Annotated in this window: 14 protein-coding genes; 10 read left to right on the top strand and 4 right to left on the bottom strand. The window is 70.4% G+C overall.

Annotated elements, in window-relative coordinates:
* Positions 1–22: 22 nt before the first annotated feature.
* On the bottom strand, positions 23–1,441 hold the full coding sequence (locus AB0B35_RS03570; RefSeq protein WP_361040188.1) for a UDP-glucose/GDP-mannose dehydrogenase family protein: 1,419 nt from the start codon (positions 1,439–1,441) through the stop codon (positions 23–25).
* A gap of 164 nt (positions 1,442–1,605) precedes the next feature.
* Here AB0B35_RS03570 and AB0B35_RS03565 point away from each other — a divergent pair, with 164 nt between their 5' ends.
* Entirely contained in the window at positions 1,606–2,775 is a 1,170-nt protein-coding gene (locus tag AB0B35_RS03565; protein ID WP_361040286.1) for an acyl-CoA dehydrogenase family protein, read from the top strand.
* Positions 2,776–2,887: 112 nt separating this feature from the next.
* Entirely contained in the window at positions 2,888–4,165 is a 1,278-nt protein-coding gene (locus AB0B35_RS03560; RefSeq protein ID WP_361040186.1) for an ATP-binding protein, read from the top strand.
* Between the two features lie 241 nt (positions 4,166–4,406).
* On the opposite strand, the gene AB0B35_RS03555 is transcribed toward AB0B35_RS03560, so the two are convergent.
* Entirely contained in the window at positions 4,407–7,670 is a 3,264-nt protein-coding gene (locus tag AB0B35_RS03555; RefSeq protein WP_361040183.1) for a S8 family serine peptidase, read from the bottom strand.
* 145 nt (positions 7,671–7,815) lie between these two features.
* Between AB0B35_RS03555 and AB0B35_RS03550 the strand changes: the two genes are divergently transcribed.
* Positions 7,816–8,352 carry a SigE family RNA polymerase sigma factor gene (locus AB0B35_RS03550; protein WP_361040181.1) on the top strand — a complete coding sequence of 179 codons (537 nt, stop codon included), beginning with the start codon at positions 7,816–7,818 and terminating at the stop codon, positions 8,350–8,352.
* Complete coding sequence (locus tag AB0B35_RS03545; protein ID WP_361040178.1) at positions 8,345–9,034, top strand: hypothetical protein; 690 nt, start codon at positions 8,345–8,347, stop codon at positions 9,032–9,034. The genes AB0B35_RS03550 and AB0B35_RS03545 overlap by 8 nt, the downstream gene beginning before the upstream one ends.
* A gap of 43 nt (positions 9,035–9,077) precedes the next feature.
* Here the strand turns inward: AB0B35_RS03545 and AB0B35_RS03540 are convergent, their stop codons facing one another.
* Positions 9,078–9,587, bottom strand: a complete 510-nt coding sequence (locus AB0B35_RS03540; protein WP_361040175.1) for a MarR family transcriptional regulator — start codon at positions 9,585–9,587, stop codon at positions 9,078–9,080.
* A gap of 110 nt (positions 9,588–9,697) precedes the next feature.
* On the opposite strand from AB0B35_RS03540, the gene AB0B35_RS03535 reads away from it, so the two are divergent.
* From AB0B35_RS03535 to AB0B35_RS03525, 3 genes are all read left to right on the top strand, one after another.
* A complete protein-coding gene (locus AB0B35_RS03535; RefSeq protein WP_361040172.1) occupies positions 9,698–10,150 on the top strand; it encodes an SgcJ/EcaC family oxidoreductase in 453 nt (150 codons plus the stop codon).
* A gap of 91 nt (positions 10,151–10,241) precedes the next feature.
* The gene (locus AB0B35_RS03530) at positions 10,242–10,739 is read left to right on the top strand and encodes a general stress protein (RefSeq protein WP_361040169.1); all 498 of its coding nucleotides are present in this window, start codon (positions 10,242–10,244) and stop codon (positions 10,737–10,739) included.
* Between the two features lie 76 nt (positions 10,740–10,815).
* Positions 10,816–12,594, top strand: coding sequence for a beta-galactosidase family protein (locus tag AB0B35_RS03525; RefSeq protein ID WP_361040167.1), 1,779 nt, complete (start codon positions 10,816–10,818; stop codon positions 12,592–12,594).
* 114 nt (positions 12,595–12,708) lie between these two features.
* Here AB0B35_RS03525 and AB0B35_RS03520 read toward each other — a convergent pair whose 3' ends face one another.
* Positions 12,709–13,296, bottom strand: a complete 588-nt coding sequence (locus AB0B35_RS03520; protein WP_361040164.1) for a DNA starvation/stationary phase protection protein — start codon at positions 13,294–13,296, stop codon at positions 12,709–12,711.
* A gap of 213 nt (positions 13,297–13,509) precedes the next feature.
* On the opposite strand from AB0B35_RS03520, the gene AB0B35_RS03515 reads away from it, so the two are divergent.
* The 3 genes from AB0B35_RS03515 (at position 13,510) to AB0B35_RS03505 (ending at position 16,937) form a co-directional block, all read left to right on the top strand.
* Complete coding sequence (locus AB0B35_RS03515; protein ID WP_361040161.1) at positions 13,510–14,283, top strand: VOC family protein; 774 nt, start codon at positions 13,510–13,512, stop codon at positions 14,281–14,283.
* A gap of 54 nt (positions 14,284–14,337) precedes the next feature.
* Complete coding sequence (locus AB0B35_RS03510) at positions 14,338–15,390, top strand: glycosyltransferase family 2 protein (RefSeq protein ID WP_361040159.1); 1,053 nt, start codon at positions 14,338–14,340, stop codon at positions 15,388–15,390.
* Between the two features lie 137 nt (positions 15,391–15,527).
* On the top strand, positions 15,528–16,937 hold the full coding sequence (locus tag AB0B35_RS03505; RefSeq protein WP_361040157.1) for a glycoside hydrolase family 18 protein: 1,410 nt from the start codon (positions 15,528–15,530) through the stop codon (positions 16,935–16,937).
* Positions 16,938–17,023: the final 86 nt, after the last annotated feature.

The following is a 17,023-nucleotide window of genomic DNA, read 5'->3' as shown; positions in this document are numbered from 1 at the left end:
ACGGGCCCCTCTCGTCAGTACGTCAGACCGTCGGGCGGCCCAGTGCGCGCAGCGTCCAGCCCGCGGACTTCCAGGCGGTCGCGTCGAGGCAGTTGCGGCCGTCGACGATCAGCTTGTTCGCGGCAACCTCGCCCAGCGCCACGGGGTCGGCGTTGCGGAACTCGGCCCACTCGGTGAGCACGCAGACCAGGTCGGCATCGGTGACGGCTTCGACCATCGACTTGGCGTACTCGACCTCGGGCAGCGCCCGCTTCGCGTTCTCCATGCCCTGCGGGTCGTACACGTGCACCGAGGCGCCGGCGCGGGACAGCATGCCCGCCACGGCGAGCGCGGGCGCGTCGCGTACGTCGTCGGAGTTGGGCTTGAAGGTCGCGCCGAGCACGGCGATGCGCGCGCCGGACAGGTCCGGGCCGGCCGGGCCGAACTTGCGGCCGAGCAGGCCGGCGGCCAGGTTCAGCACCCGCTGGCGGCGGCGCAGGTTGATCAGGTCGACCTCGTGCAGGAAGCGCAGCGCCTCACCGGCGCCCAGCTCCTGGGCGCGGGCCTGGAACGCGCGGATGTCCTTGGGCAGGCAGCCGCCGCCGAAGCCGACGCCCGACTGCAGGAAGCGGTTGCCGATGCGCGGGTCGTAGCCGAGCGCGCGGGCCAGCTGCGTGATGTCGCCACCGGCGACCTCGCAGACCTCGGCCATCGCGTTGATGAAGGAGATCTTGGTGGCCAGGAACGAGTTCGCGGCGACCTTGACCAGCTCGGCGGTGGCGAAGTCGGTGGAAACCACCGGCACCTCGCGGTCCTCGGTGGCGGCCAGGTCGAAGACGCCCTTGTGGGCGGCGTGCAGCAGCGAGTTCGACCACTCGGTCTTCGTCGCCACCACGATGCGGTTGGGCCGCATGACGTCGTCGACGGCGAAGCCCTCCTGCAGGAACTCGGGGCTCCAGGCGACCTCGACCGCCAGCTCCGGGCGGGCGTGCTTGGCGACCAGCTGCTCGACCCACTCCGCGGTGCCGACCGGCACGGTGGACTTGCCGACGATCAGGGCCTTGCGGCTCAGGTGCTGGGCCAGGTTGCTGACCGACGCCTCGACGTAGGTCAGGTCGGCGCCCAGGCCGCTGGCGCGCTGCGGGGTGCCCACACAGATGAAGTGGACGTCACCGAAGTCGGCGGTCTCCTGGTACGACGTGGTGAAGCGCAGCCGGCCCGCGGCCAGGTTGCGGCGCAGCATCTCGTCGAGCCCGGGCTCGTGGAAGGGCACCTCGCCCTTGCCCAGCTTCTCGATCTTGTCGACGTCCACGTCGAAGCCGATGACCTCGTACCCGAGTTCGGCGTAGCAGATGGCGTAGGTGGCTCCCAGGTAACCGGTGCCGATGAAGGTCAGTCGGGGCCGGGCGGCGCCTGACGGCGGGGTCACCGGGGCAGGCTGGCTCGCGTACGGGAGCGTCACGCTTCGTCTCCTTGATCCGCAAGGGGGGTGGGGGTATCAGGTTTGAGCAGTTGAAGAGCCTACGCCCTCGACCACCCCAAAGAAAGTTTACCGGCAGCCGATGGACGACCTTGGCTGATCGAGCGTTAAGCTACCGACCGGTACGCCCCATCTGCTAGCCGGTTCTGAGGAGGTCTCGGGTGTTCACGCTGTACCAGCTCTCCGAGGAGCACGTGGCGATCCGCGAAGCCGTGCGTGAGGTGTGCGACGCCAAGGTCGCCCCTAACGCCGCCGAGGCGGACGAAACGAGCGAGTTCCCGCAGGCCAGCTTCGATGCGCTGCGCGCCTCGGACTTCCACGCCCCGCACATCCCCGAGGAGTACGGCGGCGCGGGCGCTGACGCGCTCGCCACCGCGATCGTCATCGAGGAGGTCGCCCGCGCGTGCGCCTCGTCCTCGCTCATCCCGGCCGTGAACAAACTGGGCACCATGCCCCTGCTGCTGGCCGGGTCCGCCGAGCTCAAGCAGCGTTACCTGCCCAAGGTCGCCTCCGGCGAGGGCATGTTCTCGTACTGCCTCTCCGAGCCCGAAGCGGGCAGCGACGCGGCCGCCATGACAACCCGGGCAGTTCGTGACGAAGATCACTATATTCTCAACGGCGTGAAGCGCTGGATCACCAACGCCGGCGTCAGCGAGTACTACACCGTCTTCGCCGTCACCGAGCCCGGCATCGGCGCCAAGGGCATCTCCGCGTTCGTCGTCGAGAAGTCCGACCCCGGCGTGAGCTTCGGCGCACCGGAGAAGAAGCTCGGCATCAAGGGCTCGCCCACCCGCGAGGTGTACCTCGACAACGTGCGCATCCCGGCCGACCGGATGATCGGCGAACCCGGCACCGGCTTCGCCACCGCCATGCGCACCCTGGACCACACCCGCGTCACCATCGCCGCCCAGGCGCTGGGCATCGCCCAGGGTGCGCTTGACGCGGCCCTGGACTACGTCAAGGAGCGCCGCCAGTTCGGCAAGCCGATCGCGGACTTCCAGGGCGTGCAGTTCATGCTCGCCGACATGGGCATGAAGCTCACCGCCGCCCGCGAACTGACCTACTCCGCCGCCGCCCGCTCCGAGCGCGGCGACGCCGACCTGACCTACTTCGGCGCGGCCGCCAAGTGCTTCGCCTCCGACGTGGCCATGGCGATCACGACCGACGCGGTCCAGCTGCTCGGCGGCTACGGCTACACCAAGGACTTCCCGCTGGAGCGCATGATGCGCGACGCCAAAATCACCCAGATCTACGAGGGCACCAACCAGGTCCAGCGCATCGTCATGGCCCGCCAGCTCCTCAAGGGCGTCATCTGATCCAGTGCCAGCTACCGGCGGGGCGGACGCGGGATCGCTGAATCGCGGAAGACCGGATCTGTAAACGCGGAAAATATTGGGTGCAGAAGCGGAAGTAACTTAGGCTGGCGACGTGGATGGATCGCTCACCGGCCTGGCTCATCGTCGGCTTGCCTCCGTGTTGTCCCGTCGACTTGGCGAGGAGCCGGCGATCGTTTTGAACGGTCCCCGGACAGTGGGTAAGAGCACCCTGTTGCACTCGCTCGCCGACGACGTGGGCAGGCCGGTCATCGACTGCGATGATCCGGCGACGCGAGCAGCCGTGCGCAATGACCCAGGTCGATTCGTGGCCGGTCCGGGTCCCGTTTTGATAGACGAGTATCAGCATGTGCCTGAGTTGCTCGACGCGATCAAAGCAGAACTGAATCGCGACCTGAGTCCAGGCCGCTATCTGTTGGCTGGATCGACCAGGTACTCGACCCTCCCGCAGGCTGGTCAGGCGTTGACCGGCCGTGTCGACGTCCTGGACGTGTTGCCGCTCGCGCAGGTCGAGATCGACGGAACGCCGGGTGATCTGCTGATACATCGGTTGCTTGAAGGCGTCGGTGTACCGGTCTTCACCGAGCCGTCAGTCACCACTCGTGACGAGTACGCCCGGCGGATCACGTCGGGCGGGATGCCGGTGGCGCTGCGCCGGCCGCCAGGTCGGTCGCGCTCACGCTGGTTAGCCAATTATCTCGAACTCGTGATCGCGCGTGACGTGATCGAACTGGCCCGGGTGCGGCAGCGAGAAATGCTTCCCAGGCTGATGAACGTGCTTGCGTCTCGATCCGGTCAAGTGCTCAATATCGCTGCTGCTGCAGAAGCCGTTGGCATGGAAAAAAGTAGCGCGGAGAACTACGTCCGTCTGCTGGAAGCTGTCTTTCTCATCCAGCGACTGCCGGCGTGGGGCACCACCTTGGGCTCCCGCATAGCGCGTCAGCCCAAGGTCCACCTCGTCGACGCGGGCGTGATGGCATGGCTGCTAGGCCTGACGCCCGAGAAGATCGCACAGAACGATCCGTCGGTGCTGACCGAGTACGGGCACCTCGTGGAAACCTTCGCCGTTGGTGAGATCCTCAAACAGGTCAGTTGGTGGGATGCGCCGGTAGCGGTCGGACATTTTCGGACCGCCGCAGCCGAGGAGGTCGACCTCGTACTGGAACGCGATGACGGAAATGTCATAGCGTTCGAGGTCAAGGCTGGAACCAGGGTCGACGGCGCCGATCTCGCTGGAATCCGGGCGCTGCGTGCCCGGCTCGGTGCTCGCCTCATGGCGGCCGTCGTTCTCTACAGCGGTCAGTTGGCGTATACCCATGAGGACGGCACCACGGTGTTGCCGCTCGACTCCCTCTGGACGTCGCAGTTCTGACCTAATCCGTAGGGCCTGCCAAACCTCATGGCCCGTCTGGCTGCGCCTCTTCAGGCTTGGCCATCTGATTTTGCATCGCATGTCGATCTCAAGCTGTTTTGCGCCTGGGGCTGTTCATGGTCCTTCTTCCTGCTAGGACTTCTGGATACTAAATCGCCGGAAGCCGATAGTCGCCTGAACTGCGGCCTTCGGACACGGACAGGGCCTGGCGGCCATCCGCCAGGCCCTGTCCGTTGTCCAGCTATGCGGTGCGGTACGCGCGCACGATCGTCTGCGTGACCGTGTTGCCCGCCTGGTCGGTGGCCTTCACGCGCAGCGACACGAAGCCGGGCCGCTTCGGGTGGCTGACGAAGGCCGTTCCCCAGAGCACACGCTGCTCGACCCACGTCCGGCCGTCGTCGAACGACGCCTCGACGCCGAGCTCGCGGCAGGACGCGGACGCCGTGGCCAGGTGCCGGTCCAGCACCACCGGAACGGCCACAATGCGGCCCGCCCGTGCGGTGTTGGTGTCGTCGAGCACCGGCACGAGCCGGGCCGTGGTCAGCGGGAACCGCTCCGGCGCGGAGGTGTGCGCCGAGGTGAAGGTCCAGACGACCGTGACCGAGGTGGACAGGGTGTCCGGCGCGCCACGGGTGACGGTCGCCTCCAGCCGGTACGCGGCCTTCGCGGCGGGCACCGTGAACTCCGCGTACGAGCCCTCGGCCGTGCCGATCTCCTTGCCGTTGCGCGACAGTCGCGTCTTCACCTGCAGGTCGTCGCGCCCGACCGGCCGGCCGTCCGCGTCGGCGAACATGGCCGGCTGGACCGTGATCACGTCACCGTCCCGGCCCGCGTACCCCGTCGGCGACCACTCCGGGGCCCCGAGCACCGTCGGCCCGAACGCCGCCGCGTTCCAGGTCTGGGCGTACGTCCTGCCCGCCTGGTAGATCGACTCCTGCGTGGTGGAGTTCGCGCCCTCGACGAACGTCGTCGTCCAGATCAGCCCGCCGTCGGTGTTGTAGTACTCGGTGGCGCGGAACGGCAGGTCGATCGCGGTGTTGGAGCCGATCGGCCCGGGTCCGCCGATGGCGGCCGCGCGGTGGAAGCGCACCGCGGCGGCGGTCGCCGACTGGCTGCGGTAGACCGCCTTGACGGTGGCCAGGTTCGCCGGGGACAGCTTCCTGGCCAGACCGGTGAACATGTCACCCTTGCGCACGTACGCGAGGTCGTACGTGTACGGGCTGTTGCGGAAGGTCCCGTCCTTGCCGGGACGGGCGAGCCCGATACCGAGGGTCACGGCGAACTCGGGTGCCGCGACGGCGGGCCCGATCCGGCCGAAGAACACGTCCCGGAACGACGTGCCGTTGAGCTGCACGCCCGGGTAGCGCAGGCCGTCGTCCCAGTTCGCACTGATGTTGATCGCCGTCGGGGCGGCGTCGCGCTGCGGCACGGTCAGGGCGACCGGCTTGGCGGTACGCGCGTCGAGCGCCTCGGTGACCGGCCCGCGCACGTCCAGCAGCGGCTGCACGAGCAGCGTGGACACGCTGCCGTCGTGGATGGTGCTGTACAGCGCGTACCGGCCCTTGGGCAGCCGCATGGTGCCGCCGCCCGCCACCGAGGACAGGGTGGTGAACTCGCCGGTGGCCAGGTTCGCCGCCACGGTCTCGTAGTCCGTGGCCGGCTTGCCGTCCCGCCCGGTGTGGGGCAGCCGGACGTCGTAGCTCTCGATCTCCCGGTTGAGCGCGAACGGGACGCGTACCCGCAGGTCCCCGGCCCCGGTCGCGGTGACGGTGCCCTGGTAGACGCCGTCGGGCGCGTCGACGCGGGTGTCCACGGTGACCGTCGCCGAAGCGCGGCCGCCTGCGGGCACGACCAGGGTGGCCGGGTTGACGGTGAGCATGCCCGCCGGTGCCGGGGCGACCGACAGCGACAGCGTGACCGGCGCGGGGCTCGTGTTGCGATACCAGATGATCTGATCGAACGGCGTGTCGTCGGCGTGCGGCCAGCGCTGGACCGGGAAGTCGATGGAGCCGACCTCGGCGGCGACCGGCTGCGCGACGGCACGGCCGATGTCGAGGCGGCCCGCGCCCACCTCGTACAGGCTGTCTTCGCCGCCGGGCTTCGTGGCATTCATCAGCGCGGCCTTGAGCTGCGGTCCGGTCCAGTCCGGGTGCTGCCCGGCGAGGATCGCGGCCGAGCCCGCGACGTGCGGGGTCGCCATCGAGGTGCCCGCCATGGGCTGGTAGCCGCCGCCGGGGGCGGCCGCGACGATGTCGACGCCGGGCGCGCTGAGGTCGGGCTTGATGTGGTTGTCGCCGAGGCGGGGGCCGCGGCTGGAGAAGTACGCCCGCTGGTCGTCGGCGTCGACCGCGCCGACGGACAGCGCCTCGTCCACCGTGGACGGTGACGAGATCGACTTCGGCTTGCCCTCGTTGCCCGCGGCGACGACGAACAGGGTGCCGTACCGCCGGCTCAGGTCCTGGACCGCGGTCTCCAGCGGGTCGAGGCCGGGCCGGTCGGTGTCGCCGAGGCTCAGGTTGACCACCTTCGCCTGCGCCGCGGCCCACTCCATGCCCGCGATGACGTCGGAGTCCTGGCACAGGTCGGTGGCGCAGACCTTGCCGACGACCAGTTTCGCGCCGGGCGCGACGCCGCGGTACACGCCGCCGGAGGCGGCCCCGGTGCCCGCGATGGTCGAGGCGACGTGGGTGCCGTGGCCGACGCTGTCGGACGGGTCGTTCCCGCCGGTGAAGTCCCGGACCGCGGCGAGCTGCCCGGCGAAGTCGGGGTGGGCGGCGTCGATGCCGGTGTCGAGCACACCGACCGTGACACCCGTACCGTCGAAGCCGGCCTGCCAGGCCGCCGGCGCGCCGATCTGGCGCACGCTGCGGTCGAGCGAAATCCGGCGCTTACCGTCCAGCCAGATGCCGGTGATCCCGGCCGTGAGCGTGCGCTGCGACGCGGTGCCGCGGGTCAGCGACGACCAGAGGTCCGCCCGGTCGTCGCGGTTCGCCCGCACGGCGAGCACGTCGGCGGCGGGCAGGTCCGCCCACACCCGCGCGTCACCGCCGACCACGGCCGCGCGCGCCCGCACGGACGCGTCCTGCGGGTAGGCGACCAGCAGCGGCAGCTCGGCGACCCGGTCGTCGTAGCCGAACCCGCTGAGCGCGGTCAGGTCGAACAGCCGCCGGTCGAGCCGCCCGTCGCGCAGCAGCGGCATCGCGTCGGCCGGCACGACGTACCGGTGGCCGTCCTCGTGGCTGCTCACGAACCGCATGCCGGCGCGCCCCGGTCCGCGTTCGATGCCCACGGCGCGGTCCGCGTACAGGGTGACCCGGTCCCCGGTGATGAGCGTGAAGACGGCGGGGGTGGTGCTCCCGGCCGTCGGCCGCTGCGCCGTCGCCGCGGGCGGGGCCGTCGTGCCCACCGCGGTCACCGCGCTCGCGGGTTGAGCCGTCAGTGCCGCCGCGACCAGCGCGGTCGCGAGCGCCCCGGCTGTCAGTGCGTGTCGTTGCCGTCGTCGCACATCGTCCTCTCCGCCGCCGGGTGTCTCCCGGGACCGCACGATGACGTCCGGCCGCGGCCGTCGGTTGATCAGTCGGGCGTGACGGTGCTCACAAAGCTGCCCCGGGACGGTCGGCCGGCGACCCGGCCGGGGTTCCATTCGCCGGGTGACCGCGAAACGAAGCTTCGGGGGCACGGGCCGGACGAGTGACGCCGAGGACTTCGACGCCTTCTACGCCGCCTGTGCGGGACGCGTCGTGGGTCACGTGTACACGCTCACCGGCAACCGCACCGAGGCGGAGGACGCCGTCGCCGAGGCGTTCACCCGGGCCTGGCAGCACTGGCCCGAGGTCAGGGACGCGGACAGCCCGGAGGCGTGGGTGCGCCGGGTCGCCACCCGGATCGCGGTGAGCAGCTGGCGTAAGGCCTTCAACCGGGTACGCGCCCACCGCCGGGCTGCCGTGGACCACAGCGTGCCCGGCCTCACCGAGGATCACGTCGCCCTGCTGCAGGCGTTGCAAAGGCTGGGCGTCAACGAGCGCCGGGCCGTGGTGCTGCACCACCTGAACGATCTCAGCGTCGCCGACGTGGCCGCTGAGATGGGCAAGCCGGTCGGGACCGTCAAGACGTACCTGGCCCGTGGCCGCAGGGCCATGGCCGGGCTGCTGGACGAGGCGCACCAGGAGGAGGCCTCCCATGGCTGAACTGCACGACGACCTGATCCGGATCGCCGACGGCGCCCAGCGGGCAGCGAAGCTCCCCGCCGCGTCGATGCTGCGCGAGCGCGCCGACCGCCGTCGCAGCCGGCGTGCGGCCGTTACCGGCACGGGCTTGGTGGTGCTTGCCGTGGCCGCCGCCACGGCCCTGTTTCAGGCGCGCGACGGTGCGGAGCCGCCGGTGGTCGGCGCGCCGACGTCGGCTGTCCCGTCCGTGGCCGCTTCGGCAGGACCGCAGGAGATCCTCGCCGGTCGACGGCAGGTCATGATCGTGGTGCCCGGCATGCGCGATGCCGTGCTGGCGATCGGCCCTGACGACGACCGAGTGCGCGCCACCACCGAGCAGGGCGTCGATGACAGAGCCCGCTGGGTCCTGCGCCCCGAGGGGGACCGGTACCGGATCGAGCTGGCCGTGCCGCAGGCCGGTGGCCGCCTCTGCATGACCGTCGTGCACGACGCCGCGCCGGGCAGTGTGCGCGGCCGGGCGTGCGACCCCGCCGCGCAGGCGCAGCTTTTCAAGATCGAGCAGGTCGCCGACGGGACCTGGTCGCTGTTCCAGGGCCGGCGCTACGTCCAGGTCGTCGACGGCACCAATGCCCTGGTCCCCGACCTGCCCGAGAACCTCACCACCACGTACGAGTTCGCGGACCGCGGCCCGGCGACCGGGTGAGCGGCACGGTCCTGCCGCGTCCCGGCTTCGTGCGGCGGGTGCCTCAGCGCTTCGGCGTGGCGGGCGGGTCGACCGGCCGGGGGCGGCCCGCGGTGCCGGCGCGGACCTCGCGGGTGGCCGCCAGCAGCGCGTCTGCGGCACGCCCGAAGTAGTTGAACAGCACGCCCAGCTCCTCGGGCCGGTATCCCTGGAAGACCTCGCCGAGCCGCTGCCGGGCCGGGCCCACGATGGTGTCGACGTCCAGTTTCGGCACGGGTTCGACCAGCACCCGGCGGCGGTCGGCGGGGTCGGCGACGCGGCGCACGTGCCCGGCCCGCTCCAGCCGGTCGATGAGCCGGGTGGTCGCGCCCGTGGTGAGGCCGGTGCGCTCGGCCAGCTCGCCCGAGGTCAGCCGGCCGGCGAGGTTGAGCGTGCTCAGCGCGGCCCAGTCGGTCGGGTGCATGCCCGCGGCGTCGGCCGCGGCCTGGGCGTGCGCGGTCATCGCGTCGAGGTAGCGCCGGAACGTCTCGTGCGCTCCCGGCGGCATCCCGGCGGGCGGCGTGGCGGCGGACATGGCGTGGCGGCTCCCTCTGCGGTAATCTCTGCATGAGTGCAGATATTGCATACATGCAACTTCTGTGTATCCGGAGCCCATGCTAGGCCCGGCCGACCAGGGAGGAACACGTGAACCATCCCGACCGCACCGCCGATCTGGCGGCGATCGAGCAGTTGCTGGCCTCGATCGCGCACGCCTGGGAGAACGCCGACGCCGACGCGTACGGCCGTGCCTTCACCGCCGACGCCAGCTACGTGACCTTCGTCGGCACCGTGTACCGGGGGCGGGAAGACATCACCGAGAGCCACCGTGCCCTGTTCCGCGCGTTCACCAGGGGCACCCGGCTGGCCGGGGAGACGATCTCCACCACGTTCCTCGGCCCCGACACCGCCGTGGTGGTCGGCCGCGGCGACACCTACAAGGGGGACCGCCGCCCCGCGCCGTCGAAGATCCAGACCTACACGCTGGTACGCGAACCCGACGGCTGGCGCGTCGCCGCCTTCCACAACACGCGCCGCCGCTCGCTGATGGAGGCGATGCAGTTCCGCTTCGCCCCCGGCACCCGGCCCGCCGTCCGCTGAGGGCGAAACGTCCAGGGCGGACGGTGACGGTTGGCGAGGCCGCGCGACGGGTACCCGCCTGGCAACGTCAGCCGTGCAGAGGAAGGCTCCCATGACACAGACCGAATGGGCCGCGGACAGCCGCGCCGTGGGGCAGGTCGTCGTCGCGACCTACGACACCTACGCCGAGGCGGAGCGGGCCGTCGATCACCTGTCGGACAACGGGTTCCCGGTCGAGCGCACCGCGATCGCCGGTCGCGGACTCAGCCTGGTCGAGCAGGTCACCGGCCGGATGACGATGTGGCGCGCGGCGGCGAACGGCGCGGTGAGCGGAGCCCTGCTGGGCATGCTGTTCGCCTGGCTCTTCGGCTTCTTCAACTGGGTCACGCCGCTGATCTCGCTGCTGCTGCTCGTGCTGTACGGCGCGGGGTTCGGCGCGGTCGCGGGCGGCCTGTTCGGCCTGGCCGGGCACGCGCTCACCGGCGGCCGCCGCGACTTCTCCTCGGTGTCGGCGATGCAGGCCGACCGCTACCAGATCCTGGTCGACGCGGCCGCCGCCGACGAGGCGATCCGTCTGCTTGACGGGATCGCTGCGGAAACCGATTACTGAGGGATCTGGCAGAACACCAGTCCCTCCCTGACAGAGACTGGTGAAAACGCTTTCCATTGGTCTAGACTCCCCGGCCATGCCAGTCTTCAGTGTCACGCCGGACGCGGTCGAGCTCGACGGAAAGCCGTTCCAGGTGCTCTCCGGGGCGATCCATTACTTCCGGGTGCTGCCCGAGCAGTGGGGCGACCGGCTGCGCAAGCTGCGCGCGATGGGTCTGAACACGATCGAGACCTACGTGCCGTGGAACCTGCACGAGCCCCGGCCGGGTGAGTTCGACTTCGGCGGCCGGATCGACCTGGGGCGCTTCCTGGCCGAGGCCGCGGCGGCGGGCCTGTACGCCATCGTGCGGCCGGGGCCGTACATCTGCGCGGAGTGGGACAACGGGGGACTGCCCGCCTGGCTGCGGGCCGCCGAGGAGATCCCGCTGCGCTGCCACGACCCGCGGTTCCTGGAGCCGGTCGACCGGTTCTTCGACCGGCTCGTCCCGCACCTGGTCGAGCACCAGGTGACCCGGGGCGGCAACGTGCTGATGGTCCAGGTCGAGAACGAGTACGGCTCGTACGGCTCGGACCTGCGCTACCTGCGCCACCTCGCCGACGGACTGCGCGCCCGGGGCGTCGAGGTGCCACTGTTCACCTCCGACGGCCCGACCGACCTGATGGTCACCGGCGGCACGCTCGACGACGTCTACGCCACCGCCAACTTCGGCAGCCGCCCGGCGGAGCGCTTCGCCGAGATGGCCGCGCTGCGCCGCTGGCCGTCGTTCTGCATGGAGTACTGGAACGGCTGGTTCGACCACCACGGCAAGGACCACCACGTGCGGCCCGCGGCGGAGGCGGCGGCCACGCTGGCCGAGATGGTGGACGCGGGCGCGTCGGTCAACCTCTACATGGCCCACGGCGGCACCAACTTCGGCTTCCTGGCCGGGGCCAACGCGGTCGGCGAACACCTCGACGACGTGTACCTGCCCGACGTGACGTCCTACGACTACGACGCCCCGCTGAGCGAGCACGGGGCGCTGACGCCGAAGTACTGGGCGTTCCGGGAGGTTCTCGGGCGCGGGGCGGAGTTGCCCGACCCGCCGTCCGAGCAGCCCAAGACCCTGCCCGCGGGCCGGGTCGAGCTGACCGAGCGCCTGTCGCTGCTGGACTGCCTGGACGTGCTGTCCACGGGCACCGTGCACAGCGCCGTCCCGAGGACGCTGGAGGAACTCGGCCAGGCGTACGGGCTCGCCGTCTACCGGGCCCGCGTCCCCGGGCCGCGGACCGGTCATCAACTGCGGGTGAAGGGCCTGCACGATCGGGCGCTGGTGCTGGTCGACGGCTCGCCCGCCGCCGTGCTCGACCGCAACGGCCCCCTCGCGCTGCCGCTGGAGATCGCCGACAGCTCGGTGGACGTGACGCTCGTCGTGGAGGCGATGGGGCGGGTCAATTACGGCCCGCTGGTGGGCGAGCGCAAGGGCATCGTCGGCGGGGTCTTCCACGGCCAGCAGCTCGTGCACGGGTACGAGATCGACCCGGTGCCGCTCGACGATGTCTCGGTGCTGCCGTGGGGGCGGGAGACCGGCGCGGCCGGGCCGGTGTTCCACCGCGGTGTCCTGCGCGTCGACGAGAAACGCGACGGCTTCCTCGCGCTGCCCGGCTGGCACAAGGGCTACGTCTGGGTCAACGGCTTCAACCTGGGCCGCTACTGGGAGCGAGGCCCGCAGGTCACCCTGTACGTCCCGTGGCCGCTGCTGCGCGAGGGCGACAACGAGATCATCGTCCTGGAACTCGACGCCGAGCCCGCAGCCCGCTCCGTCGAGGTGCGGGAAGAGCCCGACCTGGGCCCCGCGACCACCTACATCGCGACCTGACCCGCCGCAAGATCACCGGACTTGCCAGGCACCTGTGCGTATCTTGAGCACTCGTTCGCCCATGTGCCTGGCAAGTCGAGCGATCATGGTGGGGCGGGCGGGCCGGGGGCTCGGTCAGGACTCGACGAGCGGGGTGTCCACCAGGTGCTCGGCGAGGAACCAGGCCTGCAGTTCGCCGGTGCGGATGACGTCGGAGACGAGCAGGTCGTTGGTGCCGTCGTCGCCCATCTCGTCGGCGCGTTTGGCGGCGTCGTGCGCGGCGACCAGGATGGCCTCGTGCGCCTCCAGCAGGCGGGAGATCATCGCGGGCACCTCCTCGACGCCGTCCGGCGGGCGCGGGATGACGGTGATCTCCGCGACGTGGCGCGGGTCGCCGATCGCCACGCCGCCCAGGGTCTGCACCCGCTCGGCGATGGTGTCGATGAGTTCCAGCTGCTCGCCCGCGTGCTTGTCGAGCAGCAGGTGCAGCTGGTAGAACGTCGGGCCGCGCATCAGCCAGTGGTGCTTCTTGTAGAGGCTGTAGAGGATCTGCGAGTCGGCGAGGCACTGGTTGAGCCGCTCGCACGAGTACATCCGGGCGTCGTGGGACAGGCCCACCGGGAGCTGGCGTACGGTGCCGAACTCCTGGATCTGCGTGCCCTTCTGATGCAGCATGGGCTGGCTGCCGCGCGTCGCGGACTTGGCGGGCGACTTGGTGGGCATCGAGGTTCCTCTCGTTCCGGCCGCGCCGGCGGAAGCGGGCACAGGCTTGTGACCAGCAGATATGCCGCCTCTATGGCTACGCGGCACGCCTTGGTCAGTCTTTCAGGAGCGACCGCGGGCGGGCTGCCGGTTGCCGAAGTCCGCCGCCGCTCCTTCGGGCGGAATTTCGGCGATGCCCGGGTCTGCCTCCGCGCGCGGAGTAAGGATGTCGGCATGGCGGCAGAGTATGAGCAGGGCACCCCGAGCTGGGTCGACCTGGGCAGCACCGACGTCGACGGCTCGGTGGCCTTCTACGGGCGCCTGTTCGGCTGGACCGACGAGGACCTCGGCCCCGACGCCGGCGGCTACCGGATGTTCCGCAAGGACGGCAAGCTGGTCGCCGGGCTGGGCCCCGCCACCGACGTGGCCCGGGGCAGCGCGTGGACCACCTACTTCGCCGCGAACGACGCCGACGACATCATGGCGAAGGTCGCCGAGCACGGCGGCACCGTCGTCGTGCCGCCGATGGACGTGATGGGCCAGGGGCGGATGGCGGTCTTCACCGACCCCGAGGGCGCCTTCTTCTCCGTGTGGCAGCCGCTGACGTTCGCCGGGTTCGAGCTGGCCGACGAGCCGGGCAGCGTCACCTGGAACGAGCTGATGACCTCCGACGTCGACGCCGCCAAGGTGTTCTACCGGGAGGTCTTCGGGGTGGGCATGCGCGACGTGTCGATGGCCGAGGGCATGACGTACACGCTGCTGGAGGCCGAGGGGCGGCCGGTGGCCGGGGCGCTGCCGATCGACGCCGCGTGGGGCCCGATGCCGTCGCACTGGTCGGTGTACTTCGCCGTCGACGACTGCGACGCTGCGTACGCCAAAGCCCTGGAACTCGGCGCGACCAAGGTGATGCCGCCCGAGGACTCGGCCGCCGGGCGGTTCGCCATCCTCAAGGACCCGCAGGGCGCGACCTTCTCGGTGATCAGGAACAATCCCGATTTCTCCATCTGAGATCGTTCCTGCGGGGTCTCGGGCGTTCGGCACTTCGGTGGTTATCGTTCTCCCATGGCCGTGCCGAGACTGTCCGTCGTCATCCCGATGTACAACGAGGAGGCGGTCCTGCCCCTGCTCGTGAGCCGGTTGCGGCCCGTGCTCGACGGGCTGGGCCAAGCCTACGAAGTCGTGGCCGTCGATGACGGCAGCCGCGACGCCACCGCCGCCATCGTGACCCTGATCCGGGCGAAGTGGCCTGAGCTGCGGCTGGTCCGGCTGCGCCGCAACAGCGGGCACCAGGCCGCGCTCACCGCGGGCCTGCACCGCTCGCGCGGCGACTACGTGGTCACCATCGACGCCGACCTGCAGGACCCGCCCGAGACCATCACCGAGATGCTGCACCTCGCGCAGTCGCAGGAGCTGGACATCGTCTACGGCGTGCGCGGCGACCGGGCCAGCGACACCCTGTTCAAGCGCGGCACGGCGAACCTCTACTACCGGCTGATGCGCCGCATCGTCGGCAACCGGATGCCGCTGGGCGCGGGTGACTTCCGGCTGCTCAGCCGTGCCATGGTGGACGCGCTGCGCGAGCTGCCCGAGCAGGCCCCGGTCTACCGCCTGCTGGTGCCGTGGCTGGGTTTCCCCAGCGGGCAGGTGGTCTACACCAGGGAGAAGCGGGCGGCGGGGAGCAGCAAGTACCCGCTCGGCAAGATGATCAATCTGACCGTCGACAGCATCATCAGCTTCACCGCGGCCCCGCTGCGGCTGGGCATCTGGCTGGGCGTGTTCGGCGCGCTGGCCTGCGTCGTCGCCGCGGCGAAGGTGCTCGTGGCGTACTTCCAGGGCACCGTCGTGCCCGGCTGGACCTCCCTTTCCCTGGTGGTGCTGTTCCTCGGCGCCTGCCAGCTCATCTGCCTCGGCCTGCTGGGGGAGTACGTGGGCCGGATCTACCAGGGCGTCCAGGCCCGGCCGTCGTACTTCGTCGGCGAGGACTCGCTCGTCGCGGTCGAGAACCGGGCCCGCCATTCGCCGGAGCCGGAGGAGCCCGATCCTCGGGACGAGCCGGTGCGCCCTCGCCGGGCGGCGGTGTCCGCGGAGGCGACCGGCACCCGATCCCGCGGCTGATCGATGCAGGTAGGTCCATCGAGGACGCTCATGGGACGCCGGATCTCCTGTGATGCTTAGGAAATCTAACTGTTAGGTCTCTTGACTGAAACGCGCTCCCGCGTGAAAGTTCGCATGGACGAACGATGGGAGTGCATATGCTCAGAACTCTGCTCCGCCCGGGCATCGCCGGGGCGGTCGCCCTGGCCCTGGGCGCCGGCTTCCTGGCCGCGCCGGCCTCCGCCGGTGGCGCCCCCAAGCCGGACGCGCCGAAGAAGGTGATCTCCGCCTACTTCACCAACTGGTCCGTCTACGGACGGGGTTACTTCGTCAAGGACATCCCCGCCGACAAGCTGAACGTCATCCAGTACGCCTTCGGCGTGCCGACGTTCAACCAGGCCACCGGGGCCGTGGGCTGCGACGTGCTCGACCCGTGGGCCGACTACCAGCAGGTCTACTGGGGTCCGGAGAACACCGTGGACGGTGTCGCCGACACCTACCCCGGCCAGAACGTCTACGGCAACTTCAACCAGCTGCGCAAGCTCAAGGCCGCCAACCCGCACCTGAAGATCGAGATCTCGCTGGGCGGCTGGACGAAGTCGACCTGGTTCTCCAGCGTCGCGAAGACCCCCGAGCGCCGCCAGGCGTTCGTGACGGCCTGCATCGACACGTTCATCAAGGGCAACCTGCCGACCGGCGGCTGGCCCGAGGACGCGGGCGGCATCGGCGTCGCGAAGGGCATCTTCGACGGCATCGACCTGGACTGGGAGTACCCGACGGCCAAGGCCGACAGCAACGTCGACTACGGCCCGGAGGACCGGCACAACGCGACGCTGCTGGCCAAGGAGTTCCGCCGCCAGCTCGACCTGCAGGGCAAGGCCGACGGCAAGCACTACCTGCTGACCGCGGCGCTGCCCGCGGCCAAGAGCTCCACCAAGTACTACGAGCTGCGCGAGTTCTCGAAGTACATGGACTGGGTCAACATCATGACCTACGACTACAACGTGCCCGGCGGCTCCGTGGCGGGCCCGAGCACGCTGTTCACCCGGGACCCGCGCGACCCGAACGCCGACGACTGGACCTGGAACACCGTCGGCACGGTGGGCTACTACCTCGCCCAGGGGGTGCCCGCCAGCAAGATCGTCGTCGGCGTGCCCTTCTACGGCGTGCAGTACATCCGCAACGCCGACGGGCTCTACCAGGCGTTCGACAACACCGGCATGAACCCCGACTCGCTTGTCTGGGACTCCAAGCCGCAGCCGTCGTACCACGACCTGGTCGACGTGTCGGGCATCCTGAGCCCCTCGGGCACCGCGGGCAACGGCTGGACCCGCAAGTGGAACCCCTTCGCCGGGGAGCCGTACCTGTGGAACCCGGCGGCGGACCACGTGCTCGCCACCGGCACCGTCACCGCGCCGACCACGATCGTGTACACCGACCCGAAGTCGCTCGCCGAGCGCACCGCGCTGATCAAGCTGCTCGGCCTGCGCGGCGCGATGGCGTGGGAGCTCAGCCAGGACTCCGACGACAACGCGCTCATCAACGCGCTGAACCCGGTCCTGAAGTAGCGCACCTCGTGGCCGGCGCCCGCGGCGGGGACGCCGGCCACGCCCGCAAGATCGTCGGATTTGCCCGGCACCCATGCGAAAGCGCG

Origin of the sequence: Catellatospora sp. NPDC049133 (assembly GCF_040648455.1) — a bacterium.
Classification (GTDB): domain Bacteria; phylum Actinomycetota; class Actinomycetes; order Mycobacteriales; family Micromonosporaceae; genus Catellatospora; species Catellatospora aurea.
This window is presented reverse-complemented; position numbering and strand designations above follow the sequence as displayed.